We start from the raw sequence: 17,654 nt of genomic DNA, 5'->3' as shown, positions 1-17,654 counted from the left end.
TGGCGGCATGTTAGCGAGCAAAATACAGCGTGGCGTGACCTTGGTCGAATTGGTGATCACCATTGTTATCATCAGCATCGCGCTGGTCGCCAGTATTGCTAGCTTTTCCGTGATAACCGGCCGCAGTGCCAACGCCATGGTGCAAAGTCGTGCGTTGGAGTTGGGGCAGCTGTATTTGGACGAAATATTGGCTCGCCGTTTTGACGAAGGCAGCGATCCAACCGGCATTCCGCCATATACCGGCGCTTGTCGTATCACCGACGATGGCGAAAGTCGCGGTCAGTTCGACGATGTGGATGATTTTCACAACCTCAACGATGACCCACCCGCTTTAATCGATTTACCCGCAGATACCGATTACAACGGCTATGTCGTGGACGTTCGCGTCAGCTGCGACTCTGGTGTAGGTAGCAACGGCGACGCCAAACTAATTACCGTCACCGTAACGGCGCCCAACGGCAGTCAGAGTCGCTTCAGTGTGTATCGGGGGAACTTCTGATGCGCCGCGGTTTTACCTTGGTCGAGTTTGTGATTGTGATCGTGATTCTGGGCATCGTTGCCGGTATCAGCGTCACTATTATTCGCCAATCCACACAAAGTCTGATCGACAACGGCGCCCGCCAGCGCTTGGCTGCGAATGCGGCACTGATTAACCAGCAAATTAGCCGCTCACTGCGCGACGCATTACCTGGCAGCGCGCGCGTATTCTCCGGCGGTCGTTGCATTGAGTTTATGCCGGTGTTGGCGGCCAGTCGTTACACCGACTTACCCGTCAGTACGGCGGTCACGCAATTTACGGCCTTGTCTTACGGTGCTGCGCAAACGGGTCGCATTGCGGTGTATCCACTGCCTGGCGGCAACTTATACAGTTTGAATAACCCAGGTCCACTGACAGCAGGCAACGCCACCGTGCCAGGCGGCAACAGTGTTGTGGTTACGCTGGCGGCGGCTCATACCTTCCCGGTGGACTCGCCCAGTCGCCGTTTTTTTGTGGTGGCGCCGCCTGAAACACTGTGCCAGCAAAACGGCTTTTTATTTCATTATCAAAATTACGGTACGCTAGCCACCACGGCGGGCGTATTGGCTGCTTTACCAACCAATGAGGCTGGGGGGCGGCGCGTTGTTGGCGCCGGCATGATTGCCAATTCACTAACGTTTCGCATTGTGCCTCCGACATTGCAACGCAATGGCATAACGACATTTGCTTATCAACTGCAGGACGCTGCCAATCAGAACACATTGGATGTGGTGCAGGAGGTGCAATATCGCAATGTGCCGTAACGCATTCACACACCAGCGCGGGGTAGGATTACCCTTGGCCATTTTTGTGATTACCGCCTTGGCGTTAATCATTACTGCCATGGCGCAATTGCAGTCCAGCTCCAGTGCGACCGTCGCGCTGCAGGTTAACTCGCAACGTGCCTTTTACGCGGCAGAGTCGGGGGCACAGATAGCGATGAATGTATTGTTCCCGCCAGATGGCAGTGCGGCACGGGCTTGTACCACGTCACCATTTTACAGCCAGACGTTTACCGCCACCGGGCTGGCGGGCTGTCAAGCCAACGTCGAATGCAACTCAGTCACCGACGGCGTCATTACCGTATTTACGCTGCAGTCTACTGGCCGCTGTGGCAATGGTGCTGATCAGGCGCAACGAACCATCGAGGTACGAGCACAATGAGGGTCCTGCTGGCTTGGTGCTTGTTGATGTTGTCGTTCTCTGGCGTTGCAGCGCCAGGCGATATTATTTTTAGTGACGATTTTGAAAGCGGCAGTTTATCGCCCAATTGGAGCACCTCGGATGCTTTTGCCGCTGGCATTAATGACGATACCTCCAACTCCGGCAGTGAAAGCTTGTTTTTGCGCTGGCGGGCGGTCAGCGTACGCACATTGGCACTGGATTTAAATGTACCCGAAGCAGAGCTGAGTTTTTGGTGGCGCCGTGGTTCCAACTCATTTAACAATCGCCCGGAAGGCAGCGAAGATCTATTTGTTGAATACCTGACTGCTGCAAATACATGGGTTCAACTGGATCAGTTCTCTGGTGGTGGGCAGCAAGGCCAATCGGCAACAGAGACTTATACCCTGCCGGCAGATGCGTTGTTTTTAGGCGGCGCCATTCGATTTCGTTTCGCTGGCGGTGACGGCCCAGACTTCGATTATTGGCATGTTGATGATGTGGTCATCACTGAAACCGGCACACCCATTTCGGCGTATTGCAGCGAAGCTGGGGTGATTTTTTGTGATGAATTTGAGCGCGCGTTATTGGGCACGGATTGGAGCGTCAGCGGTAGCGGCAATGTGCTGATCACGGGCGCTACCTCCAACAGCGGTACAGCCTCGATGAGTACCTTTGGTGGACGACCAGAATCTACGTTACGAACTTTGGACTTAAGCAGCTACGCCAGTGTCACGTTGGATTTTTGGTGGGCGCGCGGCGATGACGACTGGACGCCCAGTGAAGACCCCGACAACAACGAAGACCTAGTGGTGGAATATCGCACCGGCTTTGGCAGCTGGGTGGAGCTGGATCGCTTAACCGGCAATGGCCAGCCTGGTTTTAGCGAAAGCCTGCAGTTCACTTTGCCAGCCGATGCGCTGGCGGCCAACTTTCAATTACGCTTTCGCCAAACCAATGGCAACAACGGGCCGTATGACTATTTCCATATCGATGACGTGCGCTTGATTGCTGGCCAAGCACTGCAGTGTTTTTTTGATGACTTTAACCGTGGCAACTTAGGTGCCGACTGGGTCACTTCGGCAGTATCGGGTGGCTTTGCTCCACGTATTGTGAACAGTCGACTGCGCTTAACTCAGGATACCAACAACCAGTCGGTAGCCGCTTCACTACAGCGTTTATTTCCCGCTGACAATAATATTGTCACCATCGAATATGACCATTATGCCTGGTCGACACAGGGTGGATCGGGTGCCGATGGTATTGCGGTGGTTTTTTCAGACGCCGCTGTTACTCCGCAGGCCGGTGGATTTGGTGGCTCATTGGGATACGCTCAGCTGACAGGCACCAATGCCGGTTTTGCTGGCGGTTGGGTCGGCATTGGTATTGATGAATACGGTAACTTCGCTAACCCCACAGAAGGGCGCCAGGGCGGCATTGGTCGTACCGCCGACAGCGTGACGTTACGTGGCAGTGGTTCTGGCCAAAGTGGTTATCGCTTTATCGATAATAGCGGCGGTTTAAATCCAGGCATCGATCAACGCAATGCTCCTGCCAATGTCGGCGGGCCGAATCATCGTTATCGTTTTGTGATTGACGCCCGTACGGCAGGGCAAACCTGGGTGACGGTGCAGCGCAATACCGGTACAGGTTTTAATAATATTATTGGCCCAGTAGATGTGGAAACTCAGGCAGGCCAAGCTGCTATTCCCCAGAATTTGCTGTTGTCATTTACCGGCTCGACCGGTGGCTCTCGCAATGTGCACGAAATTGATAATTTGGAAGTGTGTGCCAGTGATTTGGAGCCAATAGGAGCGCTGGTACATCACTTTGAATTTTATTATTCCGGCAATGGCCTGACCTGTACCCCCAAAGACAAAATTCTGATTCGTGCTTGTGCTAATGCTGATTGCAGCACGTTATTCACCGACCCGGTGGAAGTGACCTTAAGCCCCAGTGGTTGGGGCAGGGGTAATCCTCTTACCTTCAGCGATACCTTTACCATCACAAATGGGGAGGCAGAGGTGAGTCTGGCTGTGACAACAGCCACTACGGTGGATTTAGAAGTCATTAGCTCTGACCCAACCACCCAAGCCTTTACTCAGAACTTATGCAGCATTAATGGCGGTGCCTTGAGCACCGATTGTTCGCTGTCGTTTTTAGATTCAGGCCTGCTGGTCACTGTGCCCAATATGACGGCCAATGTGCCGGTGACAGCCACCATTGCTGCGGTTGAAACAGCCACGGATACCAAGGAATGCGACCCTGCGTTTGGGAACGTCGATAAAACCGTGGCGCTCTGGTCGGGTTATGTGAACCCGAACATCGGTACCTTGCCGGTTCAGCTGGAAGATGGCTCTGTTTTTAGCGATATTAGCGACAGTGAAACAGCGCCTACCAACGTTACCTTAAGCTTTGATAGCACTGGCGAGGCGCAAATCTCTCTGAATTATCAGGATGCGGGCTTGATGAACTTATCGGCACGTTATACCGGCAGCGGCGACGATGCTGGCTTGGTAATGAATGGCAGCGATCAATTTGTCAGTGTGCCGGCAGGTTTTTGCATTACTACTGGTGATAGTTGTCCTGCCGCGGATAGCAGCTGCCCGGTGTCTGTGAGTGCTGGTGAGAACTTTCCGGTAACCATTACTCCCGTGGCCAATAATGGCAGTAATTACTGTGGTGACATAAATACCCCCCTATTGTTACTGAAAACTTCGCGTCTTCTATGACACTCAGTCACTCTTTAATTGCCCCCAGTGGCGGAGCGCCTGGCACTTTATCGCCCGTTGATTACAGCCATAGTAGTGACGGAGCGCTGACACTAAATGATGTGAGCATTTCGGAGGTGGGCGTTTTTCAATTAGATACCGCCATTACTGGCGGCAATTATTTAGGCGTGGATGTGTCACCCGGCAGCAGCTTAGAGCCAGGCGTCACCAGCTTGCCTTTTGGCCGACAAGTACCATATCGCTTTGAGGCCACGGTTACGCCAGGTGAGCTGGCGCCGACTTGTGGAAATTTTAGTTACATTGGTGAGTCACTGTCTTGGTTAACGCCGCCCAGCATTGGTCTAACTGCAGTAAATGCCCAGGGCGATACCACAGTCAATTATTCGTTTACGGGTTTTAATAGGCTGGGTGTGGATAATTTTGAACCTGAAACCATCGGCAGCGATAACTCCAACTTGGGTACCGATGGTAATACCTTAGCGGTCAGTGAGACATTTAATGCAGGCACGTTATCGGATATTGGCAGCCTGCCATCTGGGGAGCTGGAGTATGTGTTTTCTAATACTGATGCCCTGAGCTACAACAAAAGCCTGTTAGCCAGAGTCGCCCCTTTTAACCCCGATCTGACGATTACTCTAGACGACTTTCAAGACGATGACGGCGTTGGTCATACACGGCCGACCTCGGATTTAACCTTTAATCCACAAGCCAATTTTGACATGCGCTATGGCCGTTTGTGGCTGGAAGATACCTATGGCCCAGAAACGCAAGACTTGGCGATGCCAATGCGCACCGAGTTCTTCAGCGCTGCTGGGCGCTTTGAGCAAAATACCGATGACAGCTGCACGGTGTTTGCCTCAACGTCAGCCGCTTTGGCGCCAGCGGGCTTTACCAGTTTGCAAAACAGCGCCGGCACCTTAGCGGCGGGGCGCGATGCCAGGGCGTTTGTTTTAGACGCTTCGGCGCCGAACCAAGGCAGTGTCGATGTCAGCTACGATGCGGCGACGGTATTGCCCTGGCTGCAAGATGACTATGATGGCGATGGCAGTTTGGACAACCCAACCGGTACGGCCACGTTTGGTATTTATCGTGGCCATGACCGGGTTATTTACTGGCGCGAGCTGCCGTAAATTATTCGTCGTGCTCTTCGTCGTCGCTGGAGGAATGATCCATATCCAGCTCTTTGATTTTGCGGGTGAGGGTATTTCTGCCCCAGCCTAATAAATTGGCGGCATCGCGTCGGCGCCCGGCGGTATGTTTCAGTGCCGTCTCAATCATGATGCGCTCAAACGCTGGTACGGCGGTATCCAATAATTGACTGACGCCATTGCTGAGTTGCTGATCGGCCCAGTAACGCAGCGCTTGTTCCCAGTTACCAGAAGTGTGGCTGCTGCCTTTTTGCTCCAATAGCTCAGGTGGTAAATCGCTGATCATCACCTCGCGGCCAGAGGCCATGACGGTAATCCAGCGGCAGGTGTTTTCCAGTTGCCGTACATTGCCAGGCCAGTCCAGCGAGGAGAGAAATTCCTCGGTGTCTTGCTTGAGCACTTTGACTTCGGTGTCCAGCTCTTCTGAAGCGCGTTTTAAGAAATGACTGAGCAAGCGTGGAATGTCTTCGCGCCGATCAGCCAAGCGCGGCAAATGCACGCGAATCACATTTAAACGGTGGAATAAATCTTCGCGAAAACGTCCTTCCTTTACTAGGTTTTCCAGGTTCTGGTGGGTGGCAGCGATGATGCGTACATTGACCTTAATCGGGGTGGTGCCACCAACGCGATAAAACTCACCATCGGCCAAGACCCGCAGCAAGCGTGTCTGCGTTTCTGCAGGCATGTCGCCAATTTCATCCAAAAACAGCGTGCCACCATCGGCTTGCTCGAACCGTCCGCGGCGCTGGCCCCCAGCGCCGGTGAACGAGCCTTTTTCATGGCCAAATAACTCGGATTCAATCAGGTCTTTAGGAATCGCCGCCATGTTCAACGCAATAAAAGGATTGGCAGAACGTGGGCTGTGTTTGTGCAGCGCATGGGCAACCAGCTCTTTACCTGTGCCAGATTCGCCATTGATTAAGACAGTAATATTGGATTGCGATAGCCGACCAATGGCGCGAAATACTTCCTGCATGGCCGGTGCTTCACCGATAATTTCTGGGTTGTCATCGTCTTCTGCAGCGTTAGGTTGCTGCGCACTGATTTCGGCAAAGTGTGCGATGGCACGGTGAATCAGCTCCACGGCATCGTCGACATCGAATGGTTTGGGCAAATACTCAAATGCGCCTTGGCGATACGACGACACTGCGCTCTCTAGGTCGGAATGTGCGGTCATGATGATAACCGGCAAATCAGGATGTGCCTCGTGGGCACGGCGTAATAATTCCAGGCCATCCATGCCAGGCATACGGATGTCAGAAATAATGGCATCAGGGTGCTCGTGCTGCAGCTGTTTTAACGCGGGCTCGGCTTGTTCAAATACGCGAGTGGTTAAATTCGCTTGCGTCAGTGCTTTTTCCAGCACCCAGCGGATGGATTTATCGTCATCAATAATCCAGACAGTGCTCATAGGTTTTCCAACGGTAAGTAAATAGAGAAGACGGTGCGGTCAGGTTGGCTGTCGAACTCAATAATGCCGTTGCATTGATTGATGATGGATTGTGCGATCGACAAGCCAAGACCGGTGCCATCGGCGCGGCCACTGACCATGGGGTAAAACAAATTTTCCTGCAACGACTCGGGAATACCTGGGCCGTTGTCCTGAATATCAATTTGCACCACCAACCGGTGGCGGTTGTGGCCAATGGTAAATTGGCGCACCGTGCGTGTGCGCAGGCTTAAGGTGGGAGTATCGGTATGGCTTTCCAGCATCGCCTGCATGGCGTTGCGGCAAATATTGAGCAGCGCCTGGATCATTTGGTCTTTATCGGCGAGTAGCTCCGGAATGGAGGGGTCGTAATCGCGGCGAATACGGATGCGATTGTGCGACTCGACCCCAATCAGCTGACAGACACGCTCAAGCACTTCGTGCACGTTGACGTCTTCTTGTTTGGGAATTTGCCTTGGGCCTAATAAACGATCGACCAAGTCGCGCAAACGGTCGGCTTCTTCAATAATAATTTGCGTGTATTCACGCAGACTTTCAGAGGGCAGTTCACGCTCTAATAGCTGTGCTGCACCGCGAATACCACCCAGTGGATTTTTGATTTCATGCGCCAAGCCGCGCACCAGAGAGCGCGTGGTTTCTTGCTTGGCAATCAGTTGCTCTTCGCGGCTAATGCGCATCAAGCGATCGCGCCCTTGCAGTTCGATCAATAATGTTGGCAGGCGTGTTTCTGGGTGAGCCACTGGGCTGACGCTGTAATCCAACGTCACTTGCTGTTGATTGTGCAGCATGATGGTGGCTTCGCGTTTGGTGTAGCTGTGGCCGGTGACGATGGCTTCTTCAAGTGCATCGCGATCCTTGTCGGCCTCGACCACCAGCTCCCAGAAATGCACTCCCAAGCCGCGTTTGCCGCTCATTTCCAGCAAGGCTTCGGCAGCCGGGTTCATGTAGGTCACGGTCAGCTCAGAGTCCAGCAAAAGTACGCCGGTGTTTAAGTGTTCGAGCAGTCGTTGGCTGATGACTGGGCTGGCTAGCATGGATGTTTCCCCCTTCTAGGCGGTCATCAGCAAGAACCAAGCCACCTACAAAATTCAGGTGTCGGCATGCACAATGATAGCGCCTGACAAGGCTGTGCATGCCACAGGGAGGAACAATAGCACCAAACCATGAGTTTTAATGCACTGGTTTGGTGAGCTTTGGGTGGATATATGCACCTGATTGGTGCGTTGGGTGCGAGTGGCTAGCGTGCGGAGGTGCGTTGTACCTGGACGGTAATGGTCTGGCTGGAGATCAATACCTCATCGTTTTCACCGCGTACCTGCAACTGGAATTGGTGCTCGCCACGCGGCAGATTGCTCAAGCTAAAGGAGGTCTGGCGCCCGCGTTCGATCACGCTGCTGCGGTTGAGCAATACCACCGTGTGTTTGGGCTGCAGCCCGGGGCTTAATACGCCGCTGATGCTGAGGTTGCCGGCCGAGCCGCGCGGTAATACGGTGCCATCGTTGGGCGCCACCACGGCCAAACTGGTGTATTCAAACGCCGGGGCTTTGGGCTCGGGTTTGCTTTCCTCAGGCTCCGGAATCTTCAGCGCTGGCATGGTGGGTAACTCTTTCACTTTATGCTTTTCCGAGTTTTTGCCCGGCTTATCGCTGAAGATAAGATTGCCATTTTTATCGCGGGTGACGTACACCTCGGTCGTGGCGACGGCGGTAAAGGTGAAGGCGGCTGCGGTCATCGCCAGCATGGCTTGCCAAACCCGGTTGCCCATTGTGATGCTCCAAAAAAGAAATCAGTGTGTCACATATAGTAGGACAGGCCCTAGCTGAATGGTGTGACGTAGGACTAATGGCGCGACTTTGCGTCTTATCGGCGGGCAAAAAATGAGAGATGGCGATGTCAGTCGTGCTTGCACACGGATGACTTTTTTATATGCTGCGCGCTGGCACAAAGGAAACAACAATATGATCGCATTGATTCAGCGCGTCAGCAGTGCGCAAGTTGTGGTCGACGGCGACAGTGTCGGAGCCATCGATCAGGGCATTTTACTGTTATTAGGCGTGCAAAAAGACGACGACAGCGACAAGGCGAAAAAGCTGTTGGACAAAGTTTTGAGCTATCGCATTTTCTCCGATGATGAAGGGCGGATGAATCGCAGTTTACGTGATATCGACGGTGAACTACTGGTGGTGTCGCAGTTCACCTTGGCGGCCGATACCCGCAAAGGCACCCGCCCTGGCTTTTCCAAAAGTGCAGCGCCTGCTTTGGCGGAGGCTTTATACGATGAGTTTGTGGCGACAGCCAGCGAGCAGGTACGCACTGCCAGCGGGCGCTTCGGTGCTGATATGAAAGTCTCGCTGACCAACGACGGCCCAGTCACGTTTTGGTTGGAAGTGTAAAAAACGCCGCAGCGATAGGGTTGGTCACCAACTGGGGTTACACTTTGACGCTTACGGTTATTGCAACAACACAGGTTTGTACGCTTTCTTATGGATTACACCGCGATTAAAGCCAGCCATATGGGCTTGGCGTATTTGAGTTTTATTCTGTTTAACCTGCGCTTCTGGTTGTTTTATTGGCGGCCGTCGTTGGCGCAGAAACTGTGGCTGCGCATTCCGCCGCATCTGATCGACAGCGCCTTATTGGTATTTGCCATCTGGCTGTGTTTCATCATTGATCAGTACCCGCTGCAGCAACATTGGTTAACCGCCAAAGTGATCGGTTTGATCGCCTATATTGGCATTGCCACCGTGGCCATTAAGCGCCAGCGTATGGTGGCTTATGCTCTGGCTGTTCTGGTGTTTGCTTACATCTTTGGTGCGGCAAAAATGCATTCGGCTTTGTCTTGGCTGGCATTGCTGTAATAGCAACGATGCTTGCTGGAACTAAAGCTGCCCTTTACGTATCCTACTACGACGATTCTCTGAGGCATGGCTGTGCGTTTCGCTCACTGCAGACATTCTGGCTCCCGGCTGTTGCTGGTGATCTTGCTGGCGCTGGCGTTTAACGCTCAGGCGCTGGCGGCTTGGTCGATGCCTGTTATACCGTTAACTGGTAGCAAACCTATGAGCGTGTCTGCTGCCAAGTCTTCAAGCATGTCACCGTGTCATAGCCAGATGGCCGACGCGGGTAACGCCATGAAGCATATGCCAGCGCCTCTCACCAACGAGCCTCTGTTGCAGTCAGATCACTGCGATACGCAACATGATTGCCAGTCTGACTGCCCCCATTGCAATGGCTTATGCTCCAGCGCGATGGCCACCGCCATGCCGCTGTCTTCAAACTGGCCTGGCAAACGCATGTCTCCTTTGTTCCATTCTCAAGCGATGCCCAAAGGCGCCTTAGCCAGCCTTTACCGACCTCCCATTCTCTGACCTGCTGCAGGCTTTGTTTGCTGTGATTCGTGCCTGTCGGTACAGGCCGTTGTCATAGCGCTTATACGCCTGCCTGTTTGTTTTATTTCAGTTTGAATTCAAACGGGTCAGAGACCAATGATGACACTTCAAGATATCAGCCGGTGGCTAACGACTGCCTGGCTATTGTTGAGCGCTTTAGGCGCTCATGCAGCTCCTTTGAGCTATGCGCAGGCACTTAACCGTGCCCAGCAGCAAGATTTTCAAGCGCAGCGCTGGCAGGCGCTCAGCGATGCGGCGTTGCAACAGGCGCACGGCGCTGACAGTTGGGATGACCCCATGCTGTCACTCAAACTGGCCAATGTGCCGGTGGATGATTGGGCGTTAGATCAAGAGCCTATGACACAAGTCATGCTCGGTGTGCAGCAATGGTTGCCGCGCGGCGATAGCCTGAGCTTGCAGCAACAGTTTTTTCAGCTTCAGTCCGAGCAAGCTCAGTGGCAGCACCAGTTGCGGCGGTTATGGCTAAGCCGCGAAGTAGGACGCTTATGGATCAAAGCCAGTTGGGTGTGGCAAGCCCAGCAACAGCTGGCTGAACAAAAGCAAAACTGGCAGCAATTACGTCAAGTGGTGCTGCAGCGTTATGAAAGCGGTCGCAGCCAAGCACGTCAGCAGGATGTGGTGGCCATTGATGTGCAGCTGCAGCGTTTGCAGCAGCGTTTATTGACCTTGCGCCAACAGCAGCAACAGTTGCAGGCGCAGCTGGCTAACTGGCTGCAGGCTGATGTGGGCGAGTTAGCGCCGTTGCAAAGCTCATTAGAGGAGTTTCACCGCGAGGCAGAACAGCCTGATTGGCGTCAGCATCCACAGTGGCAACTGGCACAGTTGGCTGAACGCAGCAGTGCCAATCGAGTGGCTTTTGAACAGCAGCAGCAAGGACCGCGCTGGCGTTTGGATGCTAGCTACGGCTGGCGCAGTAACAGTTCCAGTAACAGCGATATGCCACGCAGTGACTTTGCCTCAGTCGGTGTGGCCTTGGCCTTGCCGATGGGCGAGCGCAGCAGTCGCCAAGTGCGTGCCGCCATCGCCCGCCAAGCCGCTGACAGTGCAGCCTTGCAAGACAGTGAGCGCAGTCTGAGTTTGGCCTATGCCACGCGTCAGGCCGATGCTGGTGGTTTCACGCAGCGCTGGCAGCACCTGCAGCAACAGCTGTTGCCGAGTTTGCGCCAGCACTATCAGCTGCACTTAGCGAGCTATGGTCAGGGCCGCAGCGAGCTGGCCGAACTGGTGCAATCAGCACTGGAGCTAAGCAATACCGAATTGCAGTCGCTGGCCTTATTGCGCGACATCTGGCTCAGTCGCAACGATCTCAATTACTTCCACAACAACTATCCCATTGCACCGGCTCAGACGTTGTCTGATGCCCAACCCCTTTCGTTTGCCCGGCCATCGACTGACGCTAATAAGGAGCGCTTGCCATGAAAAAACGTACCCTTGTGCGCACCACATTAGCCATGGCGGCGGGAGCTGCCTTAGCCATGACGGTGCAGCGCTTTTATCCACAACTCGTAACTCCAACTGCGACCCAATCCGACAGTGCACCATCGGAGCCGCAGCCTTTGTATTGGGTGGCCCCCATGGATCCAAACTTCCGCCGTGATCAGCCGGGCTTATCGCCGATGGGCATGGAGTTGGTTCCTGTGTACCCAGATGATGCGGCCTCTAACTCTGCTGGTAGCGTAAATATTTCTGCTCAGCTGGCCAATCAGTTGGCACTGACGCAGCAGCCAGTTAAACGCGCACCTTGGCGCGACGAGCGCTTATTCGCGGCGGAAGTATTGCCTCATCCGCAAGCCACCCAAGCGGTGCAAGTGCGCTTTTCTGGTTGGGTCGAGTCGCTATCGGTCAATGCTGCAGGCGAAGGCGTTAGCGAAGGTCAGCCACTGCTGAGCATTTATAGCCCTGAGTTGGTGACCGCCCAGCAGGAGCTGTTGAGTGCGCGCGGAGCCATGCTGAAAGGCGCGCGGGAACGCCTGCGGGCGTTGGGCATGAGCAGCGAATGGATTCAAAACGTACGCCGTGCGGGCAAGATTCAGCAGCAAGTCGCCATTACCGCGCCGCAAGCGGGTTTGCTGTTGGATATGCCGCTGGCGTTAGGGCAGCAAATTCGCCCGGGCCAGACCTTACTGCGTATTACCGACCCGAGCCGGGTGTGGCTGCAGGTGCAGGTGGCTGGCCAAGCGTTGGCAGCGGACTTGAGCCAAGCCGAGTTGCAGGTACGCAGCGCATCGGGGGATTGGCAAACTACCGAGCTGCACTCCCTTGCGCCGCTGGCCAACCAGCAGGGACGGCAACGCATTCAAGCCAGTATTGCTGGCGAGCATGGTTTGATGCCCGGTGATTGGGTTGAGGCACGCTGGGTTTCTGAGAGTGAGCCAGTGTTGCAGATTCCGGCCCAGGCATTGATTGACGACGGGATGCAAGCGCGTGCTGTGGTGAGGCTGGCTGACGATACCTTTAAATCGGTGGCTGTAGTGGCTGGCCGGCGCAGCCATAAGGCCGTGGAGGTGCTGCAAGGCCTCAGTGCAAACGATGTGGTGGTCACCTCGGCGCAGTTCCTGATTGATTCAGAGTCCATGATTGATTCGGATTTATTGCGCTACGCCAAGCCGGATCACTCAGGCATGAATCACTCGAATATGGATCACTCGAATATGGATCACTCGAATATGGATCACTCGAATATGGATCACTCGAATATGGATCACTCGAATATGGATCACTCGAATATGGATCACTCGAACATGGATCACTCGAATATGGATCATTCGAATATGGATCATTCGGGCATGGATCATTCGGGCATGGATCTCTCGAACATGGATCATTCGAACATGGATCATTCGAACATGGATCATTCGAACATGGATCATTCGAACATGGATCATTCGAATATGGATCACTCGGGCATGGATCACTCGGGCATGGATCACTCGAACATGGATCACTCGAACATGGATCACTCGAACATGGATCATTCGAACATGGATCATTCGAACATGGATCATTCGAACATGGATCACTCCAATATGAATCACGCGGCTCAGCCAGCAAAAGATCAAGGAGCAAAGCATGATTCAGCGCATCATTGAGGCCTCTGTGCAGCAACGGGTATTGGTGCTGCTATTAAGCGCGATTTTGGTGGTGATCGGCCTACAGGCACTGCGCACCACACCAGTGGATGCCATTCCTGATTTATCCGATGTGCAGGTTATAGTGCGCACGCCATATCCAGGGCAAGCTCCCGAGGTGGTGCAGGAGCAGGTGACTTACCCGTTAACCTCGGCATTAATGTCGGTGCCGGGTGCCAAAACCGTACGCGGCTATTCGTTTTTTGGTGACTCCTTTGTTTACGTTATTTTTGATGACAATACCGATTTGTATTGGGCGCGTTCGCGGGTGCTGGAGTATTTAAACCAAGCTAACGATGCTTTGCCTGACGGGGTAAAACCGGCCCTAGGTCCGGATGCCAGTGGGGTTGGCTGGGTGTATTTATATGCACTGCAAGATACCAGTGGTCAGCATGACCTGGCCGATTTACGCGATTTGCAGGATTGGTTTTTACGCTACGAGCTGCAAACCGTGGCGGGAGTTTCAGAAGTGGCAGCACTGGGTGGTATGCAGCGCCAGTTTCAATTGCGACTCAAACCACAGCGGCTGATGGCCCACGGTTTGTCGGTGGCTCAGGTCATTACCGCATTACAGCAGGCCAATCAGGATACTGGGGCGTCTGTTGTTGAACTGGCCGAAGCGGAATATATGTTGCGCAGCCATGGCCTAATTCGTACCGCCGACGACTTATTAAATATCGGTATTAGCCATAATAATCAGGGTTTACCGGTGCTGGTGCGTGATATTGCCGACGTGTTGGAAGTGCCGCAAATGCGCCGTGGCATTGCTGAGCTAAATGGCCAAGGTGAAGTGGTCGGCGGCATTATTGTGATGCGTTCGGGTGAAAATGCCAGGGCCGTTATTAGCGCGGTAAAAGATAAGCTGCAGCAGCTCAAGTCGTCTTTGCCAGAGGGCGTAGAGGTTGTGCCAGTGTACGATCGCACTGCGCTTATCGATCGGGCGGTGAATAACTTATGGCACAAACTCAGCATGGAATTTGTGATGGTGGCGCTGGTGTGCGCGCTGTTTTTATTTCATTTGCGCTCGTCACTGGTGATTGTATTAAGTTTGCCTCTGGGGATTTTGGCGGCCTTTGTGTTTATGCGCTGGCAAGGCATTAATGCCAATATTATGTCTCTCGGAGGAATTGCCATTGCCATCGGTGCCATGGTAGATGGTGCCATTGTGATGATTGAAAACTATCATAAGTACCTGGAGCGCTACCCGCCCAAAACGGACACTGATCGTTGGCAAGGCGTGATTAGTAGTGCACAACAAGTAGGCCCGGCGCTGTTTTTCAGCTTGCTGATTATTACTTTAAGTTTTATTCCAGTATTTATGCTGGAAGCCCAAGAAGGGCGTTTGTTTGCCCCCTTGGCCTATACCAAAACTTATGCCATGGCCGCTGCGGCGATGTTGGCCATAACCTTAGTACCGGTATTGATTGGCTATTTAGTACGCGGGCCGATTAAGGCAGAAAAAAGTAATCCGCTGAATCGAGTATTAACGGCACTCTATACACCGGTGTTAAAACAGGCATTACATTTTCCTAAAACCACCTTGTTACTGGTGATCGTTATGGCTCTGTCAGCCTGGTGGCCAATGAAACAATTAGGGTCGGAATTTATGCCGCCACTGGATGAAGGCGACTTAATGTATATGCCCACCACTTATCCTGGCTTATCGGTGGCTGAAGCGCGGCAAATATTGCAGCAAACCGACCGCCTGATTGGTTCAGTACCAGAGGTCGCCAATGTTCTGGGTAAAATTGGCCGTGCCGATAGCGCCACCGACCCAGCACCTTTGACCATGATCGAGAGCTTTATTCAGCTTAAGCCAAGGGAGCAGTGGCGAGATGGCGTCACTTTGGATGATATTAAACAGGAGCTGGATCGCAAGGTGCAGTTTCCGGGGTTAAGTAACGCCTGGGTCATGCCGATTCGAACTCGCATTGATATGCTCGCCACCGGTATCAAAACCCCGGTCGGCATTAAGATAGCCGGCGATGATTTAAATCAGATTCAGGCCATAGGGCAGCAGCTAGAAACACTGATGGCTGATGTACCTGGGACAACATCGGTTTACGCTGAGCGTACGGTCAGTGGTCGCTACTTGGATATTCGTCTGCGACGTGAGCAGTTGGCACGCTTCGGCTTAACGGTGCAGCAAGCGCAGCAACTGTTGGCGACAGCGGTTGGGGGAAAAGCCGTCACACAAGCCGTTGATGGTCTGCGCCGTTACCCTGTATCGGTGCGTTTGCCACAGCGTTATCGTGATTCGCCCGAAGCCCTAAAACAGCTGATGTTTTATGCGCCCAACGGTCAATTGTTAGCGCTGGCGGATATTGCCGAGATTAACATTGCTGCTGGCCCTGCCATGATAAAAAGCGAAAATGCACGTATTAATGGCTGGGTATTTATCGATATTGCTGGCGTTGATTTGGGACGTTATGTCGAGCAAGCACAACAGCATGTGCAAACCGCACTGGCTGATGGGCGGCTGCAAATGCCCGCTGGCTATTCGTTAAACTGGTCTGGTCAGTATGAATATTTATTGCGTGCGCAAAATAAGCTGCAATTAGCCGTGCCGTTAACCTTAGTGATCGTAGCGGTATTGCTGTATTTGGCTTTTCAGCGGCTACGTGATGTTGCTTTGATTTTGCTTACCGTGCCTTTGTCGTTAGTGGGCAGTGTTTGGCTGTTGTGGGCTTTGGATTTTCATCTATCGGTGGCGGTGGGCGTTGGTTTTATTGCCCTGGCCGGCGTGGCGGTGGAAATTGGCGTGATCATGCTGGTGTATTTGCAGCAAGCCTGGCAACAACAAGTGGAACAGCAGCAGGGGCGGCAGCAGCCATTAACTCCTAGTGATGTTCGCACAGCGGTGTTGCAAGGCGCCGGACAGCGCTTGCGCCCCATTGCCATGACAGTCGCCACCATTGCCATTGGTCTATTGCCCGTTATGTTAGGGCAGGGCACCGGTTCTGAAGTGATGAGCCGCATTGCCGCCCCTATGGTGGGTGGTGCTGCCAGTGCCTTGTTGCTGACTTTACTGGTGTTGCCAGTCTTGTTTTACTGGCTAACTTGCTGGCAATTACGACACCACAACCATGACTCTGCCTGACATCTCACGTTGGCCTCTACCTTTGCACCAGGGCGATTATGCCCTGGTGATTTCTCGCGGTGATGATATCGCGCCACATATTTTGGTGTATGAAATTGAGCGCGATTTTCTGTCTGCACCGAGGCGTTTTGCGGTATTAAATATCGTCGCTCGTGACAGCCGCGCCATCGATATCAACCCAGAACCCAGCGCGGCAGCGATAGACTGCCAGTGGCTGGTCGATGACGATTTTGGCGACGATCAGCAAAGCTGGCAGTGGTCGCAAGGTGATGATGGTCTGCAGTGGATTTGCCATCAATGTGATTGGGTCACGACGGTCAATGCCCCTGATGCTAGGCAAGCACTGGTGAGTTTATTCAGTAGTGTTTGAGGTGAGCTGCTGTTCGGTAATCACTAAATCACGCCCCAAGCGCTTAGCTTGGTACAAGCAACGATCAGCACGCTCCAGCAGGCCACCGTCGGACTCACCGGACTGATGACAAGCAACCCCTATGCTGATGGTGACGTGACGATGATCTTGCACTTGGATTTGTTTAACTAAGGTGCGCAAGCGATCACAGATATTGCGACTGTCGTTTAAGCCAGTGTCTGGCAAAATTAATAAAAACTCTTCGCCGCCCCAACGGGCAATGGTATCCGTGGGGCGCAAATGCAAAGACAATAAACTGGCCACTTCAACGAGCACCAAATCACCGGCAGCATGGCCAAATTCATCGTTAATTTTCTTGAAAAAGTCGATGTCGAGAATCGCGATGGTCAACGGCGTGCTGGTTGGGTGTCGCTGTTCACATAAACGATTAAGTCGCTTCATGCCTAATCGGCGGTTGGCGATGCCGGTGAGTGGGTCGGTATTTACCTGGCTTTTTAGGTTCTCGGATAACTGTGAGAGTTGACGGTTACGCTCCGCCAGCTCTGAGGTTCTTTCGTCCACCTTTTGCTCTAGCTCAGAACGAAGATGCTGCCAGCGCTGCTCGGCGATGGCACGGCGGCGGATGTTAATCGACAAAA

General features: G+C 53.3%; 16 protein-coding genes. 12 read left to right on the top strand and 4 right to left on the bottom strand.

The window, feature by feature from the left end; all coding sequences use genetic code 11:
- The first annotated feature begins 7 nt into the window (after window positions 1–7).
- From CHH28_RS00075 to CHH28_RS00055, 5 genes are read left to right on the top strand one after another with little or no spacing between them, the layout of a single operon-like run.
- Complete coding sequence (locus tag CHH28_RS00075; protein WP_094058393.1) at window positions 8–499, top strand: type II secretion system protein; 492 nt, start codon at window positions 8–10, stop codon at window positions 497–499.
- Window positions 499–1,281: a prepilin-type N-terminal cleavage/methylation domain-containing protein gene (locus CHH28_RS00070; RefSeq protein ID WP_094058392.1), complete on the top strand. Its 783-nt coding sequence runs from the start codon at window positions 499–501 to the stop codon at window positions 1,279–1,281. The genes CHH28_RS00075 and CHH28_RS00070 overlap by 1 nt, the downstream gene beginning before the upstream one ends.
- A gap of 34 nt (window positions 1,282–1,315) precedes the next feature.
- Entirely contained in the window at window positions 1,316–1,681 is a 366-nt protein-coding gene (locus CHH28_RS00065) for a hypothetical protein (protein WP_233243678.1), read from the top strand.
- Window positions 1,678–4,410 carry a DUF6701 domain-containing protein gene (locus tag CHH28_RS00060; protein ID WP_094058390.1) on the top strand — a complete coding sequence of 911 codons (2,733 nt, stop codon included), beginning with the start codon at window positions 1,678–1,680 and terminating at the stop codon, window positions 4,408–4,410. The genes CHH28_RS00065 and CHH28_RS00060 overlap by 4 nt, the downstream gene beginning before the upstream one ends.
- Window positions 4,407–5,540 (top strand): DUF6701 domain-containing protein, encoded by a 1,134-nt coding sequence (locus CHH28_RS00055; protein ID WP_094058389.1) that lies wholly within the window; start codon window positions 4,407–4,409, stop codon window positions 5,538–5,540. Before CHH28_RS00060 ends, CHH28_RS00055 begins: the two co-directional genes overlap by 4 nt.
- A 1-nt stretch (window position 5,541) precedes the next feature.
- Here the strand turns inward: CHH28_RS00055 and ntrC are convergent, their stop codons facing one another.
- From ntrC to CHH28_RS00040, 3 genes are all read right to left on the bottom strand, one after another.
- Entirely contained in the window at window positions 5,542–6,969 is a 1,428-nt protein-coding gene (gene ntrC / locus CHH28_RS00050; protein WP_094058388.1) for a nitrogen regulation protein NR(I), read from the bottom strand.
- A complete protein-coding gene (gene glnL, locus CHH28_RS00045) occupies window positions 6,966–8,042 on the bottom strand; it encodes a nitrogen regulation protein NR(II) (RefSeq protein ID WP_094058387.1) in 1,077 nt (358 codons plus the stop codon). The genes ntrC and glnL overlap by 4 nt, the downstream gene beginning before the upstream one ends.
- Window positions 8,043–8,245: 203 nt before the next feature.
- The gene (locus tag CHH28_RS00040; protein ID WP_094058386.1) at window positions 8,246–8,773 is read right to left on the bottom strand and encodes a DUF4124 domain-containing protein; all 528 of its coding nucleotides are present in this window, start codon (window positions 8,771–8,773) and stop codon (window positions 8,246–8,248) included.
- 193 nt (window positions 8,774–8,966) lie between these two features.
- On the opposite strand from CHH28_RS00040, the gene dtd reads away from it, so the two are divergent.
- From dtd to CHH28_RS00010, 7 genes are all read left to right on the top strand, one after another.
- Window positions 8,967–9,401, top strand: a complete 435-nt coding sequence (dtd, locus tag CHH28_RS00035) for a D-aminoacyl-tRNA deacylase (protein ID WP_094061922.1) — start codon at window positions 8,967–8,969, stop codon at window positions 9,399–9,401.
- 90 nt (window positions 9,402–9,491) lie between these two features.
- A complete protein-coding gene (locus CHH28_RS00030) occupies window positions 9,492–9,866 on the top strand; it encodes a SirB2 family protein (protein ID WP_094058385.1) in 375 nt (124 codons plus the stop codon).
- Between the two features lie 66 nt (window positions 9,867–9,932).
- A complete protein-coding gene (locus CHH28_RS20460) occupies window positions 9,933–10,376 on the top strand; it encodes a CopL family metal-binding regulatory protein (protein WP_420093157.1) in 444 nt (147 codons plus the stop codon).
- Window positions 10,377–10,493: 117 nt separating this feature from the next.
- Window positions 10,494–11,837 carry a TolC family protein gene (locus CHH28_RS00025; protein ID WP_094058384.1) on the top strand — a complete coding sequence of 448 codons (1,344 nt, stop codon included), beginning with the start codon at window positions 10,494–10,496 and terminating at the stop codon, window positions 11,835–11,837.
- On the top strand, window positions 11,834–13,507 hold the full coding sequence (locus tag CHH28_RS20310; RefSeq protein WP_094058383.1) for an efflux RND transporter periplasmic adaptor subunit: 1,674 nt from the start codon (window positions 11,834–11,836) through the stop codon (window positions 13,505–13,507). The genes CHH28_RS00025 and CHH28_RS20310 overlap by 4 nt, the downstream gene beginning before the upstream one ends.
- Entirely contained in the window at window positions 13,488–16,646 is a 3,159-nt protein-coding gene (locus tag CHH28_RS00015; RefSeq protein WP_094058382.1) for an efflux RND transporter permease subunit, read from the top strand. The genes CHH28_RS20310 and CHH28_RS00015 overlap by 20 nt, the downstream gene beginning before the upstream one ends.
- Window positions 16,633–17,016: a hypothetical protein gene (locus tag CHH28_RS00010; protein ID WP_094058381.1), complete on the top strand. Its 384-nt coding sequence runs from the start codon at window positions 16,633–16,635 to the stop codon at window positions 17,014–17,016. The genes CHH28_RS00015 and CHH28_RS00010 overlap by 14 nt, the downstream gene beginning before the upstream one ends.
- Here the strand turns inward: CHH28_RS00010 and CHH28_RS00005 are convergent.
- The gene (locus CHH28_RS00005) at window positions 16,999–17,652 is read right to left on the bottom strand and encodes a GGDEF domain-containing protein (RefSeq protein ID WP_094058380.1); all 654 of its coding nucleotides are present in this window, start codon (window positions 17,650–17,652) and stop codon (window positions 16,999–17,001) included. The genes CHH28_RS00010 and CHH28_RS00005 overlap by 18 nt on opposite strands.
- Window positions 17,653–17,654 lie beyond the last annotated feature (2 nt).

The organism is Bacterioplanes sanyensis (genome assembly GCF_002237535.1).
Taxonomy (GTDB): Bacteria; Pseudomonadota; Gammaproteobacteria; order Pseudomonadales; family Oceanobacteraceae; genus Bacterioplanes; species Bacterioplanes sanyensis_A.
The sequence above is the reverse complement of the archived record's forward strand: the minus strand, read 5'-3'. Positions and strand labels throughout refer to the sequence as shown.